General features: G+C 47.4%; 11 protein-coding genes. 5 read left to right on the top strand and 6 right to left on the bottom strand.

Annotated elements, in window-relative coordinates; translation table 11 throughout:
* Positions 1-309: 309 nt before the first annotated feature.
* From recG to rpsB, 4 genes are all read right to left on the bottom strand, one after another.
* Positions 310-2,802, bottom strand: coding sequence for an ATP-dependent DNA helicase RecG (gene recG, locus QUB44_RS08995; RefSeq protein WP_333365767.1), 2,493 nt, complete (start codon positions 2,800-2,802; stop codon positions 310-312).
* 164 nt (positions 2,803-2,966) lie between these two features.
* Positions 2,967-3,929 carry a hypothetical protein gene (locus QUB44_RS08990; protein WP_333365763.1) on the bottom strand — a complete coding sequence of 321 codons (963 nt, stop codon included), beginning with the start codon at positions 3,927-3,929 and terminating at the stop codon, positions 2,967-2,969.
* A gap of 302 nt (positions 3,930-4,231) precedes the next feature.
* Positions 4,232-4,891, bottom strand: coding sequence for a translation elongation factor Ts (gene tsf, locus QUB44_RS08985; RefSeq protein ID WP_333320821.1), 660 nt, complete (start codon positions 4,889-4,891; stop codon positions 4,232-4,234).
* 325 nt (positions 4,892-5,216) lie between these two features.
* The gene (gene rpsB, locus QUB44_RS08980) at positions 5,217-6,047 is read right to left on the bottom strand and encodes a 30S ribosomal protein S2 (RefSeq protein ID WP_333166536.1); all 831 of its coding nucleotides are present in this window, start codon (positions 6,045-6,047) and stop codon (positions 5,217-5,219) included.
* Positions 6,048-6,483: 436 nt separating this feature from the next.
* Between rpsB and QUB44_RS08975 the strand changes: the two genes are divergently transcribed.
* The 4 genes from QUB44_RS08975 (at position 6,484) to QUB44_RS08960 (ending at position 11,443) form a co-directional block, all read left to right on the top strand.
* The gene (locus QUB44_RS08975; protein WP_333365760.1) at positions 6,484-8,697 is read left to right on the top strand and encodes a cation:proton antiporter domain-containing protein; all 2,214 of its coding nucleotides are present in this window, start codon (positions 6,484-6,486) and stop codon (positions 8,695-8,697) included.
* 64 nt (positions 8,698-8,761) lie between these two features.
* Positions 8,762-9,268 carry a hypothetical protein gene (locus QUB44_RS08970; protein ID WP_333365757.1) on the top strand — a complete coding sequence of 169 codons (507 nt, stop codon included), beginning with the start codon at positions 8,762-8,764 and terminating at the stop codon, positions 9,266-9,268.
* A 369-nt stretch (positions 9,269-9,637) separates the two neighbouring features.
* Positions 9,638-10,267, top strand: coding sequence for a DUF3038 domain-containing protein (locus QUB44_RS08965; protein ID WP_333365754.1), 630 nt, complete (start codon positions 9,638-9,640; stop codon positions 10,265-10,267).
* A gap of 3 nt (positions 10,268-10,270) precedes the next feature.
* Entirely contained in the window at positions 10,271-11,443 is a 1,173-nt protein-coding gene (locus QUB44_RS08960; RefSeq protein ID WP_333365752.1) for a DUF4335 domain-containing protein, read from the top strand.
* A 168-nt stretch (positions 11,444-11,611) separates the two neighbouring features.
* Here QUB44_RS08960 and QUB44_RS08955 read toward each other — a convergent pair whose 3' ends face one another.
* Positions 11,612-13,687: an abortive infection protein gene (locus tag QUB44_RS08955; RefSeq protein ID WP_333365749.1), complete on the bottom strand. Its 2,076-nt coding sequence runs from the start codon at positions 13,685-13,687 to the stop codon at positions 11,612-11,614.
* Between the two features lie 5 nt (positions 13,688-13,692).
* Positions 13,693-14,364: a hypothetical protein gene (locus QUB44_RS08950; protein ID WP_333365746.1), complete on the bottom strand. Its 672-nt coding sequence runs from the start codon at positions 14,362-14,364 to the stop codon at positions 13,693-13,695.
* A 240-nt stretch (positions 14,365-14,604) separates the two neighbouring features.
* On the opposite strand from QUB44_RS08950, the gene QUB44_RS08945 reads away from it, so the two are divergent.
* Positions 14,605-15,540 carry an OmpA family protein gene (locus tag QUB44_RS08945; RefSeq protein ID WP_333365743.1) on the top strand — a complete coding sequence of 312 codons (936 nt, stop codon included), beginning with the start codon at positions 14,605-14,607 and terminating at the stop codon, positions 15,538-15,540.
* The last annotated feature ends 258 nt before the right edge of the window (positions 15,541-15,798 follow it).

The following is a 15,798-nucleotide window of genomic DNA, read 5'->3' as shown; positions in this document are numbered from 1 at the left end:
AGAAAGTAGGTTGGCTTGAGGCACTCGTACCCAACAAATTCGTGTTTTTGACGCTTCGCTCAACTTGATATTTTGCACCATTCTCAGCAAAACGGTATAAAGCGGGTTTTCCTGACAAAAAACCTAAGATTTTACGTGACTTTGTGGCAAGAAACCCGGTTTCTGACATTAAATAGGTAGGTGCAAATAAATCAGCCTACGGGGAGAGGGTGCGTGAGTGCAGCAATAAACTGCCGGCTTTGATACATATTCGCTTAACCCGACCATACAAAATATTATTAAAAACCCCGTTGCTGCGTCTAAAACTATCTAAGTCAAAATCGACCCGCTCATCATCCGCTGATATCTCCGCTCCAATTCATCCCGCACCACTGGCCATTGATTCAAACTTTCATCATTCTCAATTACCATTTGAGCCGCCGCCCTCGCCAACTCCAAAACCTCCTGATCCTCCACCAAACTCGCCAAAGCAAAATCCGGCAAACCAGACTGCCGAGTTCCCAAAACCTGACCCGGCCCGCGCAATCTCATGTCCATTTCTGCAATAAAAAAGCCATCTTGAGATTGTTCTAAAACCTTCATTCTCTGCATAGCTTCCGCCGTTTTGGAACCGGGCATTAACAAACAATAAGAACGGTTGCTGCCCCGACCGACTCGACCCCGCAACTGGTGCAGTTGCGACAGTCCAAAACGCTCAGAATTTTCAATCAGCATTACCGTGGCATTCGGCACATCTACTCCCACTTCCACCACAGTAGTAGATACTAAAATATCAGTTTCTTTATCCCGAAACTTAGTAATTGCCTCATCTTTGTCCGCACTGCTCATCCTACCGTGGAGCAAACCCACCTTAAACTCAGGAAATACACTTTTTTCAAGTTTCTCTTGTTCCTCAATTGCCGATCGCACGTCCAACTTTTCCGACTCCTCCACCAGCGGCAGCACCACATAAACTTGACGCCCGCTCGCCACTTCCCGCCGAATCAAATCGTAAGCTTGGCTGCGTTCTTTGGCAGACAGTACAGTTGTTTGAATCGCCTGCCTGCCGGGGGGAAGTTCATCAATTTGACTCACATCTAAATCCCCGTGCAGTGTCAGCGCCAGCGTCCGGGGAATGGGAGTAGCCGTCATCGTCAAAACGTGGGGAGCTTCGCCTTTTTGCTGCAATTTAGCGCGCTGCTGCACACCGAATCTGTGCTGTTCGTCAATTACCGCCAAACCCAATTTATGGAAATTCACCGTATCTTGAATCAGCGCGTGAGTTCCCACTAAAACCGGCAATTCTCCGGTTTCTAACTGGCTGTGAATTTCCCGGCGCTTTGCTACTTTTGTCGAACCAGTTAACAGTTCGACAGACAAGTGCATCAAGTTAAACCAACCTACCAATTTGCGGTAGTGCTGTTCTGCTAAAACTTCTGTCGGCGCCATTAAAGCTGCTTGATAGCCGGATTGAATTGCTGCTAGCATTGCCACGACGGCTACTACAGTTTTGCCAGCACCGACATCGCCTTGCACCAATCTGTTCATCGGTTGCGACGAAGCTAAATCGTTGAGGATGTCATTGATGACTCTTTCCTGAGCATTAGTCAACGCAAAAGGCAAGATTTCATAAAAATGTTCGATCAATTTGCCGCTAGGAAGGATGACTGCACTAGCTTGAGCTTTCCTTTGGGTTTGGCGGCGCTTTAAAAGTCCTAATTGCAGGTAGAAAAATTCGTCAAAAACTAAGCGGCGGCGGGCGGCGGCCAAACAATCTCGATCGAGCGGAAAGTGAATATTAGTCACGGCATCGGCTAAACCCATTAAACCGTAACGCTCGCGCAAATCCTCCGGTAGCGATTCTGGCAACATTTTCGCCGCCGGCATTGCAGCCAAAATCGATCGCCTCACCGAACCAGCATCGACCCCCTCCGTCAGCGGATAAACTGGTATCAGGCGGCCGACTTTCATTGATTCGATCGCACCGCCGGAGTCGTCTAATACTTCTAACTCAGGATTTTCTAAAGTAATTCCATATTTACCCTGCTTCACCAACCCGGAAGCTGCCAGCACTGCACCTGTACAATACTCGCGCTTTTTGAATTCTTGCCAACCGCGATTACTGTAGCGAGGGCCTGCAAAAAAACGACTAATTTTTATCTCTCCGGTGCGGTCTTTTAAAATTACTTCTAATATGGTTAACTTCTTATTTTTCGGACTAGAAAAGCAATTGCAGCGCTTTACTTCTGCGATTAAAGTGACAGTTTCCCCGGCTACTAGCTCGCGAATTTGTACTTGCTTTGCATAGTCGATGTGGTTGCGGGGATAGTAGTAAAGCAAGTCATATACAGTGTATAAACCCAGTTTTGCCAAGCGGTTGCCGTTGGCGGGGCCGATGCCGGTGACGCGGGTTAATTGTTGGTCGAGAGTCAGGCTTGGTGGTGGGGGTGCTGTTCGGGGAACGGAAACTGCTGGGGCGGTTGGTTCCGAAGCGTTTGCGGGTCTGACTTGTCGTGCTTGTTCTTGCTGGTGGCGAGTTTCTTGTTCCCAAACTTGCTCCATTTGCCTGAGAAAACTGACCGTAATGGCGATCGAATGTTGGCGCTGTTCGAGATCCTTCTGAGGGTAGATGTCAAATTCAGCCGCTAGTTGTCTGGCTCGATCGCGCGAAGAAGCCGCCACAGCAACTGCCAACTGTCTCAAACTAAGGCCCAGAAACTCGCTGAAGCGGTATTGACTGCCTTGGATGTCGTTAAATCCGCGATCGGCTTCTACTGAAAGAGCTTTTTGCAATCGCTGCCATTCTGGTTGATTATTAGTCATCAGTCATTAGTTATTAGTCATTAGTTATTAGTCATTAGTCATTAGTCATTAGTCATTAGTCATTAGTTATTAATCATAGCTCAAGAATTCCCGACAATTACCTACTGAAAATTACCTACTGTCAACTGTCAACTGACAACTAACAACTGACAACTAACAACTGACTAATCTTCAAACCAACTCGATCGCCAAGCCGACTCAGCCTCCACCACAGCGAGTTCCCGCTGCTTTTTCTGGTAATCGCGGCCGAGCGAGTTCAACCTTACAGAAAGGTTGCGAATTTGCTGGCGCCAAGCCGAGGTTCCCGCATCGGCAAACTCTATTTCCGACAGCCGCAGTTTAACCGCTGTAATGTGCAGCGCCCTACTAGCCAATGTTTCTGCCAAGTTTCGCGATGCTGATGAGGCATCGGTTTCAATGATTAAGTTTAATAAGTTAGGCGGGCCCGCCACGCTGTCGCCGGACGATTCAGCTTGAGAAGCAGCTTCTAGAACAGGTTCTGGCAATTGACTCGGCAATATTCCCGACTGTTGCAGCAAGCGGTTGGTGTCGCGAGAAAGCAGCTTGAGTATATGGACGATCGACTTTTCAATACTATTTTGCCAGCGTGCCAAACTTTCTGGGGAATTGGCACTTGGCAATTGATAATTTGCCAATGAAAATAGATAGTTAATGGCCGAAACTTGGTTTTTTTCCTTTTCGTCTTCTTCCTTGTCGTCTGCTTCGTCTTCCTCTTCTTCCTCTTCTTCATCGAAGTCGTCTTCGTCTTCTTCTTCCTCTTCCTCTTCCTCTATTTCTTCCTCTTCCTCTATTTCTTCCTCTTCCTCTATTTCTTCATCTGCTACTGATTCAGTCACCAGCGATCGCAATTTTTCCTCCGACGCCGCAGCCAAAGCCTTTACAGACTGCTGCATTTTTTGTCGCCCCTCGAAGGACAAGTTGAGAAACGACTCCGGTACTGCTTGAGTGCAAAGGTGATAGCAAGCCAAAGTTAACTGCTGTCGCACCGCTTGTCCCAACGCAGTTAAATAACCTTCGTAGGTACTGCGAAACTCCAAATTCAAGGCTGCTAAAGCCTCTTCGAGTCCTGCCAAATCTTGCTCTATTCTCTCTTTTGGTCGCACCATATCTCTCGTATAAAATTAAAATAGGACTTATATCATTTCCGGTTACACCGGAATGATGTTGACTGTTGACGGTTGACTGTTGACAGTGAACAGTGAACAGTGAACTCTAATTTACTATTCCGATGCTAACGGATTTGATATTACGAAGTTTTCCATTTTTACGCTGTCTGTATTAGTAAGGTTTGCAGTGCCCACCCTACAAATATAGTCTGTCGATAAGTCCTATAAAAATTAAAAATTAAAAATGCAAAAAATTGATTTTTCACATTTTTAATTTTTAATTCTCAATCTTAAATTGGGGATTATTGAACACCCATTTGGGCTGCCACTTCATCGGCAAAGTTAGCTTCTACCTTTTCAATGCCTTCGCCCAAGACAAAACGCACGAATCGGCGCACTTGGACATTTTCTCCAATTTGGGCGATCGTTTGTTTCACCAACTCTTCCACCGAGATATTCTGATCTTTAATAAAAGGCTGATCCATCAAAGATAACTCTTTCATGCGCTTCTCAATCCGCCCTAGAACAATCTTTTCTTTGATGTTGTCCGGCTTGTTGCCCAAGTCATCCTTGCCCATTTCAATTGCCTTTTCTCTTTCGACAACTTCGGCGGGGATATCTTCAACTTTCACGTATTCCACATTCGGGCAAGCTGCAATTTGCATCGCAATATTCCGCACCAAAGTTTGGAATTCTTCGCGACGTGCCACAAAATCTGTTTCGCAGTTAACTTCCACCAGCACTCCCACGCGGCCGCCGGTGTGAATGTAGCTACCTACAAGCCCTTCTGAGGCAACTCGTCCACCTTTTTTACCCGCCGAAGCCAGACCTTTTTTCCGCAGCCACTCAATGGATGTTTCCATATTGCCTTCGTTTTCAACGAGGGCTTTTTTGCAGTCCATCATGCCCGCGCCAGTTTTTTCGCGCAGTTCTTTAACAAGTTTTGCAGATATGTCCGCCATCTTCTTTAAGTTCCCCATCAAAATTAGTTATTAGTCATTAGTCATCAGTCATTAGTCATCTGTCATTAGTCACTAATTTTAATGTTAATGATTAGACCAGAGTGAAGAAATACCCAGTCGATCTTAGTACCGACTTGGTAGGTGTAGCGCCCGAATTCATTCTAGCGCTGACACAATGAATGCTTTTGCCAGAACTCTACTAATGACTTAGACTCCTGCCATGTACAATTAAAAATTAAAAATATCCAACTAAAAATAGTAATAATTATTTTTAATTTTCAATCTTTAATTTTTAATTTCCTGGTGTCAGATTCCGAGGGCAATACTAGCTCTCGGTTTCTTCGCCCTCGGCCTCAGCAGCTTCGTCGGGATCTACATAATCGGGGTCATCCAATTCTTCGATTTCGACATCATATTCAGCGCCTTCGTAACCACCTTCGTAGTCGTAGTCTTCCTCAGAGTCGCCGCCCTGCTGACCGTGACGACCTTCGTAGATGGCATCAGCTAACTTGCCGACAATCAGCTTGATCGATCGAATAGCATCGTCGTTCGCCGGAATCGCAATGTCAACCAAATCCGGGTCGCAGTTGGTATCCAACAGAGAGACGATCGGAATTCCCAACTTTTGGCATTCCAACACCGCATTATACTCGCGGCGTTGGTCTACCAGCACCACTCCGTCGGGAATCTTCCGCATAGATTTAATCCCGCCCAGATATTTCTGGAGTTTTGCCATTTCTCGGCGCAGTACCGAAGCTTCTTTTTTCGGCAGCAAATCAAGGGCGCCGATTTCTTCGCGACGTTCCAAATCCTTGAGGCGCTCCACGCGGGACTTAATCGTCGTCCAGTTTGTGAGCATTCCCCCCAGCCAGCGCTGGTTGACGTAATAAGCACCGCAGCGTTGAGCTTCTTGGGCTACAATCCCTGCAGCTTGGCGCTTTGTACCCACGAACAAAAACTTTTTGCCTTTTTCTGAGGCAACTCTCATGTACTCGTAGGCGTCTTCCATAAGCTGAGCGGTTTGCACGAGGTCGATGATGTGAACCCCGTTGCGCTCTGTAAAAATGTAGGGAGACATTTTTGGGTTCCACCGACGGGTTTGGTGTCCGAAGTGAACCCCTGACTCTAACATTTGAGCCAAACTGACTACTGGCATTGTATTTTTAACTCCTAATTCGGGTTAATCCTCCACCCGGTCGTATTTCTGAAGGTTTGCGCCTTAGAAACACCCGAAAACCCGGATGTGCGAATTTAAACAACTTTTCTAGTTTATCACAAAGCGCGATACTTTTGGTGACAATTTGATATCCGTAGGGTTGGCTTGGCACCCGGAGGTGAGATTTAGGGTGCGGGTTGGGTGCGGGGTACGCACGCTGCGGTTAAAGTTACTTGCAAGCACTTCTTAAAAAACGAAAAATCCTGGTGGGAGGTTGCGAAAGCCTTTGTTCGCTTGTGAGAGAATGGCGATGTTGGTGCGCCTCTTGTGCCTTCTAACTTCGATCGAGCTGGTATCCATTTTTTTCGATCGGCAATTCAGTCAGCTTTAGTACACTGCCCTCTCGAACCGCAAAAATCCCCAAGCTAAAAACGCCATGCCCATACCCATTCTCGTCCTGCTTGAAGTTCTAATTGTTATCGCACTTTCGAGACTTGTAGGTTTAGGATTTCGAGCGATCAAACAACCTCAAGTCATTGGAGAAATTGTCGCAGGAATTATGCTTGGGCCTTCTCTATTTGGCTTAGTTGCACCAGATTTAGCAACAGCACTTTTTCCAGCCGAAGCCGTTCCCTTCCTAAACGTGTTGTCTGAGGTGGGGCTGATATTTTTCATGTTCTTGATTGGTTTGGAACTGAATCCCAAGTACCTCAAAAGCAATTTAGATATAGCGATTTTAACTTCCCACGTCAGCATTCTAGTGCCGTTTTCCCTGGGAAGCTTGCTCGCACTGCTGCTGTATCCCATCGTTTCAAATAATAGCGTTTCGTTTACCGCCTTTGCTTTGTTTTTGGGCGCGGCGATGTCAATTACTGCCTTTCCGGTGCTGGCAAGAATTATTACAGAACACAACTTGCAGAATACCAAATTAGGGACACTGGCATTGACTTGCGCTGCGGTAGACGACGTGACGGCGTGGTGTTTGTTAGCAGTTGCGATCGCAGTTACTCGTACTAATTCGATGATCGGCGCTTTGCCGACAATTATTGAGTCTTTAATTTACATCGGTTTCATGCTGACTGTAGTCCGCTGGTTCTTGCAGCGACTTTCCAAACAGTACAACCGTACCGGCAGATTAACACAGTTAGTGCTGTCGGGAATTTACATGGGAGTTGTAGCTTCTGCCTTAATTACTGAATTGATCGGCATTCATTTAATTTTCGGTGCATTTTTGCTGGGTGCTGCAATGCCTAAAAATGCTGGGTTAACCAGAGAATTAGCAGAAAAAACCGAAGACTTTGTACTAATATTTCTGCTACCAATATTTTTTGCTTACAGCGGCTTGCGGACTCAAATCGGATTGCTCAACAGTCCCGAATTGTGGCTGCTGTGCGCCGCAGTTTTAGGAGTGGCAATTGTCGGCAAATACGTCGGCACTTACGTTGCAGCAAGAGTTTGTGGCATCAGCAACCGCGAAGCTTCAGCCCTGGGATGGCTGATGAATACTCGCGGTTTGACTGAACTAATTGTGCTGAATATCGGTCTTTCATTGGGCGTAGTTTCGCCGCTGCTATTTACGATGTTAGTCATCATGGCTTTAGTGACAACTTTTATGACTTCGCCTCTGTTGGAGTGGACTTATCCAAAACGGTTAATTAGATTAGATATTTCCGAAGTAAACTCTGAGGATTCAGAATTAGAACATTTAGAAATGGCTGACAGCAGCGAAGAAACTGCTAATAAATTGCTGCCAACTTATCGAATTTTAGTACCTGTTGCCAATCCCAGCACGCAGAAAGGTTTACTGCGATTAGCGGTAGCGCTGGCGCAGCCGGCTGCTGGTATCGGTGGTGAGGATTTACAGTCGGCGGCGGTTCATCCTCTGAGTTTGATAGAATTAAATGAGGATTATGCCTTTGAAAGTACGCCTGCGGAAGCCGATCGCATTATTCAAGAGCGCCGCTCGAAATTATCAGAATTGATTGAGAGTTTGGAACTGCCAGAGGCACAAAAATTCGTACATCCCATCATTCAGGTTACTAATGATGTAGCCCGGGAAACGGCTCAAATTGCGGATATCGATCGCGCGGATTTGATTTTAGTAGGATGGCACAGACCTACTTTTAGCAGCAACCGTTTGGGAGGGCGTGTCGGCCAAATTCTCAGCAACGCTAAGGTGGATGTAGCAATTTTTGTTGACAGAGGCCGGGAAAGGTTGAATAACTTGTTAGTACCTTACGCGGCAAACATTCACGATGATTTGGGTTTAGAATTGGCGCTGAGACTGTTAGTTAATAGCGAGGAACGCCGTTTGACGGTGCTGCGGGTGGCGGTTGACGGGGAAGCTGAAAACGAGCTGAGTTACGAGTTTCAGCGAGTGATGGATCAGTTACCGGTTGAGGTGCGATCGCGAATTGAAACTCCGATTGTGGAGGCTGCTGAGCCAATTCAAGCAGTGGTGGTGGCTTCTGCTAATGCTGATTTGACTATTGCGGGTACGAGTCGGGAGTGGGGAATTGAGCGCCAAACTTTGGGACAGTATACTGATGAATTGGCTGTGCAGTGTCATTCTTCGCTGCTGATTGCGCGGTGCTACGTTAAAGTGCGATCGCACTTGGCATCGGTACTCAGTCAAACTACTCAGTATTAGTCATGAGTAGGGCGCGCAGTGGGCATCTTACCCTATTACCGATTACCAATTACCAATTACCAAGATGATGAATCATTTAAGCCTCAAATCGCTGGCATTTTACGGGATTGCGCTCGGCTCAGTTGCACTACTGTTTAAAGTAGTAACTGCTTACGGGGAAGCAAATTTAAAGGCTGCTCCGGCAATTGCGGGAACTTATCGCTTCGATCCTAACAGTTTGCCCGAATGTCTGAATTCTGATGTTTTGGTATTGACAATCGAGCAATCGGGTGTTTATTTGAGCGGTAATTTGCGATCGGGCAGCAGGGAGGGCAGGGAAAAAACAGCCGAAGAGAAACCTTCTCTATTTGGTAAGTGGGAAACTCAAGGATTGAACTTGTCGGGTGCGGTTCCTAATTTAGCTGGTTGCAGCGACTCCACAGCAACCGGTCAAAACAGTTCTGTTAAAATGCGCGGAATTGTGGAGCAAGAAACCCTCAAGGGAAAAATTAGTCTAACTGATAAGGCGGCGGCTACTGATTTTACGGCTCAAAGAGAAGCGGCGGTGCAACCCCAAAAGCCTGAACATTGATTGATTCCAATAGAAAATAAGAAAGGAGAAATGGGTAATTCTTTGTCGCTTTCTGACCGAAAGCATCCAGGATACAAGCCCCCGGATTCATCCGTGGGGTCAATGCTTCAATCTAAAATCTAAAATCTAAAATCTAAAATCGATTGACTCTTCCCTTTACCCCTGGCAAAGCAAGGAATCACAAAGCGGCGACGGGGGTGGGGGAGTGGGCGATCGAACTCCCGCCGGAGCTCGCCTGTGAGGGTCGGTTGCTGCTAGATTGAATATATATAAATAAAAGTCAACGATCGAAATAAATTATCCCAGAGAAGTTCTTGGTTGAGAATTTGTCTTGCTCAAGACCCCCCGTGCCCGTATAGTTTGTTTGGAATGGATGTTGCCGTGATATTAATGCCGTCAGAAACTTCGCTTACCCAGTCAAACCCATTAATTTTAGACAGTTTGCCAGACTTGTCGCCGCCGAAGGGTGGTGGGTGTCCCCGCCGAGCCAGATTGCAAATTGACTTGATGTTGCTGGCGATCGAAGCCTTGTATCTCGGAGGTGCGGAAGAAATGCTGGCAGTGTCAAAGGACCTGGAATTGGAATCAATTATCAAAAATCGGGTTGCCCTTTGGCTGATGCGTAATACTAACCCGCTGAGACGCTACGCCCAGCGGCGCTCCCTTACGATGGTGGAGGCAAAAGCGCTGGTGGTGATCGCCTGTAATATGGCGCGCAAGTTAACTGCGACAATTCGGCAGTTGCTGCTAGACTCGCAGCAGTTGCGATTGAAAAATATCCCCCTCAACCAGAACCTGCCGCTGGCCGAGTATTTAGAACGCTTTCGAGCTCACTTTCGATCGCGCATGAACCCCAAGCGATCGCTCGTTGCAGCTTACGATTCCGACGACAAGCTCAACGAACTAGCTTTAAACTTGTTGAGCAAACTGCTATTTTGTACAGGCACAGCCGGAATGCAGCGCTTCTGGGTTAGCCTGTTTGATGGAGAAGTTGAATAAAAAATGACTATTAGGCGTCAGTACAGTCTGCCAAATTGCACCCTAGTTCTAGAAGGGTTGAGCGATGGATCGGCAGCCAGCCAGTTAGATATACGACCGGTGCTTTCCATACTAATGAGCGCTGAATGCTATTTGACCGGTCTCGGCGAGCCCCTAAGCGGGGGACGGGAGTTTTTTGAAAGCTTGGTGAGGGTCGTCAGCAGCTACGCTCAAGAATTTATGAGCGGAGTGCATTATCCCGATCGCTACGGCCCGAATGTGGGTATGGTGCAGTTACACAGAATTGACGGCAACGTGCATCGATTGACCGTTCTACCCGCCTCCACAGGCAGCCCAACCCAAATCGATCAAAAAACAGAACTGTCGGCAAAAGTTGATTTGACGACGGTACAGCTATTTGACTTGGTAGAGGCGATCGATCAGTTTTTTGCCGACACGCAGACACTGCCGGAATTGTCGCTGCAATTAACCCCAATTTCCAGGCGTTACATCAAGTCTGCCGAACCTTTGGCGAAGCGGAGTTTGCCTGCTGTCGTGGGGGTGTCGAGTTTGGCTTTGGCTGCGATGGCGTTTTTCTTGGTGCCGGTGCCGGAAGTCCAGCGCCAGAGAGATCCGGTGCCGCAGCCCAATCCTGCTGGCCAGAATCAGGGGACGCCGAACCCGGGCGGATCGGGTTCGCCTAATCCCAATCCTACGCCTGCGGCTGACGGTTTGCTGCCAGGGACTCAAACTCCGAACGCTGAATCGAGTTCGCCGACTCCGAACCCCGCGCCGGAGTCGGACGCTTCACCGTTGGCCACACCGCAGTCGAGCACTTCGCCGGAAAGCACGCCCAGTCCTGTTGCTGAAGGTTTGGCAAGCCCAGAGGTGGCAGCCGTGCCAATTACAGATCCAGGGGAAATTGACCTGTTGAGGGGCAAACTTTCCCAGCAAATTGACGGAGTTGTGAAGGATAAGCCTCCGGTTGATGCGGAGTTGGTTTATCGGGTGAGTGTGGCCCAAGACGGGGCGATTGTCGGTTACAGGCCGGAAAATTCGGCAGCAGTCGATCGATCCGAAACGCCGTTGTCGGAGTTGCTTTACCAACCTGTTGGCACCAGGCCACCTGCGGAACCGCTGGCTGATTTCCGCGTAGTTTTGGCACCAGACGGCACTGTTCAAGTCACTCCTTGGTAATGGTTGATTGTTGACTGTTAACGGTTAACTGTTGACTGTTAACGGTTGACTGTTAACTGATACCAAATCCCGCTTAAATGCTCCCTCAATCTCTTAGTCTGCGGAGGCAGACTTGGTTTTTCTAGTAGCGATTTCAAGATCCGAATCATCTACAAACCGATTGCTTATTTAAAGACCTGTTGGTGCGATCGGCTCAATATCTGGGTCAAATCCCCCAACTTGATTGGTGCGAATTATCCACAAAAATGCTCCCTGTTTTAATAAAACTTTGGCGATTTCATCTTGGGTGCGCCTGGGCAACATTGTTCGGTAACTAATAGCAGCTTTTATCAGGTTCACTATACCGACAAAAAAGGTTTTTTTCAGTTCAGAATCAATCCCCGCTAATCTCGAATTTTTGCTCCAATCTGGACGGACAATGCCGAGGGGCATTAATACTTTTTCTAAACTCTCTCCTAATGCTACAAGCTGGTGAAACCTTTGGGTTTGTGCGTCGGTGGGATGTGTTTTCAACCAGTCTTGAATCTGAGGATTTGACTCTATTTCGGAAGTGATTTTTTTAATTGTCGCGTAAATTGCCTGACTTGAATCTTGGACGCAAGAAGTTGCTGGCGTGACTAAACTGGCGCCGGTGCCGTCTCCGCTGCGGTAGCGGGCCATCATGATATCTAGTTGCTGGTTTAATTCGGTTAAAGGCGACAAGGTGATGCCGTCAAAATCGTAGTCGCAACACACGCAGTCTAATTTACAGATGATATCGCAAACCGGGCGATCGCCCAACCAGCCACGCTGCAAGTCTCCCATGTAGCTTTGCCATTTGCTGGAACCGGCAACAATTCCGTCGGGATTGTGGGCGTAAACTTGTTTGTATTCTATGTCAAAACGTAGTTCGCTGGTAAAGCGATCGCGCACTACTTTTGCTACTCCAAAAGCAAAATGTCCGGTGACAATTCCCAGCGGTGGCTGTTCGCCTTTTTTCCCGCCGATACCCCCGAAACTGTGAATCACTATCCCGATATCTCCTTCTTGCCAAGGAGAGATGGAAGCGTTTTCTGTAGCATGATTTGGGGTTAACAATACTATTTTTGCTTGCCCTTTTTGTGCTGGTGTATTTTCCCAATTTTGGCTGCTTAAATAATCGAGAGATTTTTTTAGTCCGAAATGTGTTTCATCTGGGATTAATTGAGCAATTTTGCGGGGTTCGATTGCCTGTACTACAAATATACTGTCTTCGTCTCTTTCGCCGTAAATGTACCAGCCGTCTGGATTTAAGGGCGATTGTTCGATTAGGTGATTGGTAGACCTCGCTACGCCATGTTTGTCTGGCTGTACTTGCGGAATCCGAATGATTTCGGCTGCGCCGTCAAATTGTTGAGATGTTTTGTTGAAATGCCGGACAATAAATTTGTCGCTGTCGCCTTCTTTTCGCTGTAAAATTGTGACTAAGGCGCAGAAACGTCCGATAATTTGTACTGGTTCGCGATCGATCGTGAGTTCATGGCGATTGTTGCTGCTATAGTGAATCGCAATCACGGGCCGACGTAGCATAACAGTCACGCTGTCTTCAAGTCTGCTGCCTGCTAGAGTTTCTAAAGGGCCGACATTTCGCCAGCCGTTCAATCTATCTGGATGGATATTGCCAGATTTTTGACTTTTTTGAGTGTGTTGTGTGAAGTTTATATCTTGACTGACTGCGTGGACAAAAAACTGTACTTCGCGATTTGTACTCCATTTCAAAAATGCTGTTTTGCCAATAAAGTTTTTATACTTTTTGGGGGAACTTATTACTTCAAAAAACACTGTCCCGTAGGGCTGGCGCTGTTCGTTTGAGGGCAAAATTAAGCGCCCGTGCCAAAGGGCTATCGGCTTGTAGAGATAGGCAACTGATGCTGAATTTTCGCAGATTATCTCCGGCTCAAACGCTTCTGAAATCTCGCTTGTGCCTCCAAAAATAGTAGCCATTAAATTGCCGTCACTTTCTACGAATCGGGGTTCTAAAAAAACCTTTTCAGGTTGTGAAATATTAGCGGTTAAATGACCACTATCTTTTGTGAAGGAGCGTCTAGAAAAAAGACGGTTGTTTTCTAATTTCGCCTGCAACCAGTTGACGAAAATGCGAATAAAAATAAACGCTGTTAAACCAAAAATAACAGCTAAAATAATCAGCCCCAGGGTCAAAATGAATTGGTTGAAAGACTGACCTAATACTAAAAAAATTGTTGGCTTGATCGAAGAAAATGCCATAATATCTAAAAACGAGTTTTAGGTTCGATCCAGTCTGTGCTGGCTTGACTGCCGAAAACTAGGGGTTTGTCCTCGGTGACTGCTACCGTTTGCCCTGTCATATCAACTGCACAAAGAGGCCAAGATCGATCGCCCAAATTGCCGGCGCGGAACAGAACTTTTCCGGGACAAACTTGGCTCCAACCCAACAATACAGCATGAGTGTAAAGACTGCGAGCGGGAGCAACGGTATAAGTGTAATTATCATTTTTGTCCCAAATGACACCGTAGTCGGACATATCGGAAGAGTTGAAAAGTGCTTCAAATTCGCGGGCGAGAATGCGGGAACCGTCTTGATTCCAAGAAACAGGCACTAAAATGGCGATCGTCCCGGACATATCTGTATCATCGCTACCATACATCCCACTTTCCGCCAGTGGCGAAGCAGCCGCCACTGTTTGCAGTTCGCCGGTTTTGAGATTTTCGACAAACATGACGCTGCTAACCCGACACCGGGAGAATTCCGGCTGCACTTGCAACTCAATTCGACTGTAAGCTGCGTATTGGCCGTTAGTTGAAACTAGGGAAGGGCTGCGGTAGTAGCGGAGGCCTGTGCCGGCAGTTGAGCTCACTTTAGCATGAGTGGCACTAATCCATTCCCAAGGAACGGGATAAGGGCTATTTAAAGGGTCAGTCATCGGTTTTTTTTCCAAAATTTTTACGGAATTATCCAACAGATTCAGGCTGGCACGCAACGGACTAGAAACCCGGTTTCTGCCTCGATGCTTCGCCACCAAACCCCAGATTTATAGAAACCGGGTTTCTTTTTGAGATTTTAGATTGGAGGAGAAATCTCAAATCTCAAATCTCAAATTTCAAATCGGATAGGTAAGATAGTATCGAAATTAATCTGGTATGTACACTGAGAGGGATGAAATATGACGCGATCTTTTAACCAAAAACCTTCAATCCCCCCCACTCGCGTCTCCAAGTCGCGGGGAAAAGGTTTGCTTGTACTGTCGCTGATTTTTCGACTGCTGCTGCTGGGGGTGGGCAGCGGTTTTGCGTGGGTTTTGGGGATGGCGATCGCTCAAATTTATCCGTCAGGCGCGACGGAGATGCCGCTGGCAGAGAGATTGCTGCGTGTAACTCAAAATTTGACCTCCAGCCCGAAACGCGCCCCAGCAACGCCAATTCCGGCGCTCCCGCCACCAACCGCTACACCGACTCCCCAGTCAAAAGTCAGTCCTGCCGAGAGAGAGAAATTGCAGTCGGATTTGAGACAGTTGCAGGGCGAACTCAACGCGCTGATTGGTCGCACGGCGGCTTTGGAGAGTCAGTTGGGCAGCAGCCGCCCGACGGAAACTTTGGAAAAGCGTTTGCAGTTGATGTCGCGGGAATTGGCGGCGCCGGAAACGGCGGCAAGTCTTGCCCCTGCTTTACCGGCGATCGGCAGCAGCCCGAGTCTGAACCCTGAAACGGTGAATACTGCCCCACAGAATGCCAATAATCCGGTGTTTGGGGGGGATGGGCTGATGGTGACTCTGCCCAGCGATGTTTTGTTTGATACTGGCAGCATTTCTTTGCGGGCGGGAACAAGTGCGATTTTGGACAATTTGGTGGCGGAGTTGAGCAATCACGAGGGGGCAACTGTGCGGGTTGCGGGTCACACTGACGACGCGGGGGAGGCGGCGGATAATCGCAATGTGTCGTTTGCGCGGGCTCAGGCGGTGGTGCAGTATTTGTCTGGTGTTCTCGGTCAGAAGTATCATTGGGTGGCGATCGGCTATGGGGAAAGTCGCCCTTCGGTGGATAATAGTTCCGATACTAATCGGCAGCGCAACCGCCGCATTGAAGTGGCAATTAGTCCTTAGTTTTTAGTCATCAGTCCTCACTCACCAGTCATTAGACTTATTGCATAAATATTTTGATTGAAAAGGGAACAGCAGAGGCAACGCAGAGACATTTCAAGATTGTTTGGGAAGGCTAAAATTCAATTCTAGTATGAAAGTCAATAGTGCGAGCTTAATATCTCGCGAGTGTTCTTTTCGCGAGATGTTAAGCTCGCACTGCACTTTCAAGCATATTATGCCGATGCCAACAGAAACGATATAAATTAAATTTTTCAATTC

The organism is Microcoleus sp. AT3-D2, from assembly GCF_036705715.1.
Taxonomy (GTDB): Bacteria; Cyanobacteriota; Cyanobacteriia; order Cyanobacteriales; family Microcoleaceae; genus Microcoleus.
Note: the sequence above shows the minus strand (reverse complement) of the source record. Positions and strands in the feature narration are given on the sequence as shown.

What these genes read in the sequence shown, in the direction of transcription:
- recG (WP_333365767.1), bottom strand. Translation starts at nt 2,802, where the DNA reads ATGACTAATAATCAACCAGAATGGCAGCGATTGCAAAAAGCTCTTTCA.
- QUB44_RS08990 (WP_333365763.1), bottom strand. Translation starts at nt 3,929, where the DNA reads ATGGTGCGACCAAAAGAGAGAATAGAGCAAGATTTGGCAGGACTCGAA.
- tsf (WP_333320821.1), bottom strand. Translation starts at nt 4,891, where the DNA reads ATGGCGGACATATCTGCAAAACTTGTTAAAGAACTGCGCGAAAAAACT.
- rpsB (WP_333166536.1), bottom strand. Translation starts at nt 6,047, where the DNA reads ATGCCAGTAGTCAGTTTGGCTCAAATGTTAGAGTCAGGGGTTCACTTC.
- QUB44_RS08975 (WP_333365760.1), top strand. Translation starts at nt 6,484, where the DNA reads ATGCCCATACCCATTCTCGTCCTGCTTGAAGTTCTAATTGTTATCGCA.
- QUB44_RS08970 (WP_333365757.1), top strand. Translation starts at nt 8,762, where the DNA reads ATGATGAATCATTTAAGCCTCAAATCGCTGGCATTTTACGGGATTGCG.
- QUB44_RS08965 (WP_333365754.1), top strand. Translation starts at nt 9,638, where the DNA reads ATGGATGTTGCCGTGATATTAATGCCGTCAGAAACTTCGCTTACCCAG.
- QUB44_RS08960 (WP_333365752.1), top strand. Translation starts at nt 10,271, where the DNA reads ATGACTATTAGGCGTCAGTACAGTCTGCCAAATTGCACCCTAGTTCTA.
- QUB44_RS08955 (WP_333365749.1), bottom strand. Translation starts at nt 13,687, where the DNA reads ATGGCATTTTCTTCGATCAAGCCAACAATTTTTTTAGTATTAGGTCAG.
- QUB44_RS08950 (WP_333365746.1), bottom strand. Translation starts at nt 14,364, where the DNA reads ATGACTGACCCTTTAAATAGCCCTTATCCCGTTCCTTGGGAATGGATT.
- QUB44_RS08945 (WP_333365743.1), top strand. Translation starts at nt 14,605, where the DNA reads ATGACGCGATCTTTTAACCAAAAACCTTCAATCCCCCCCACTCGCGTC.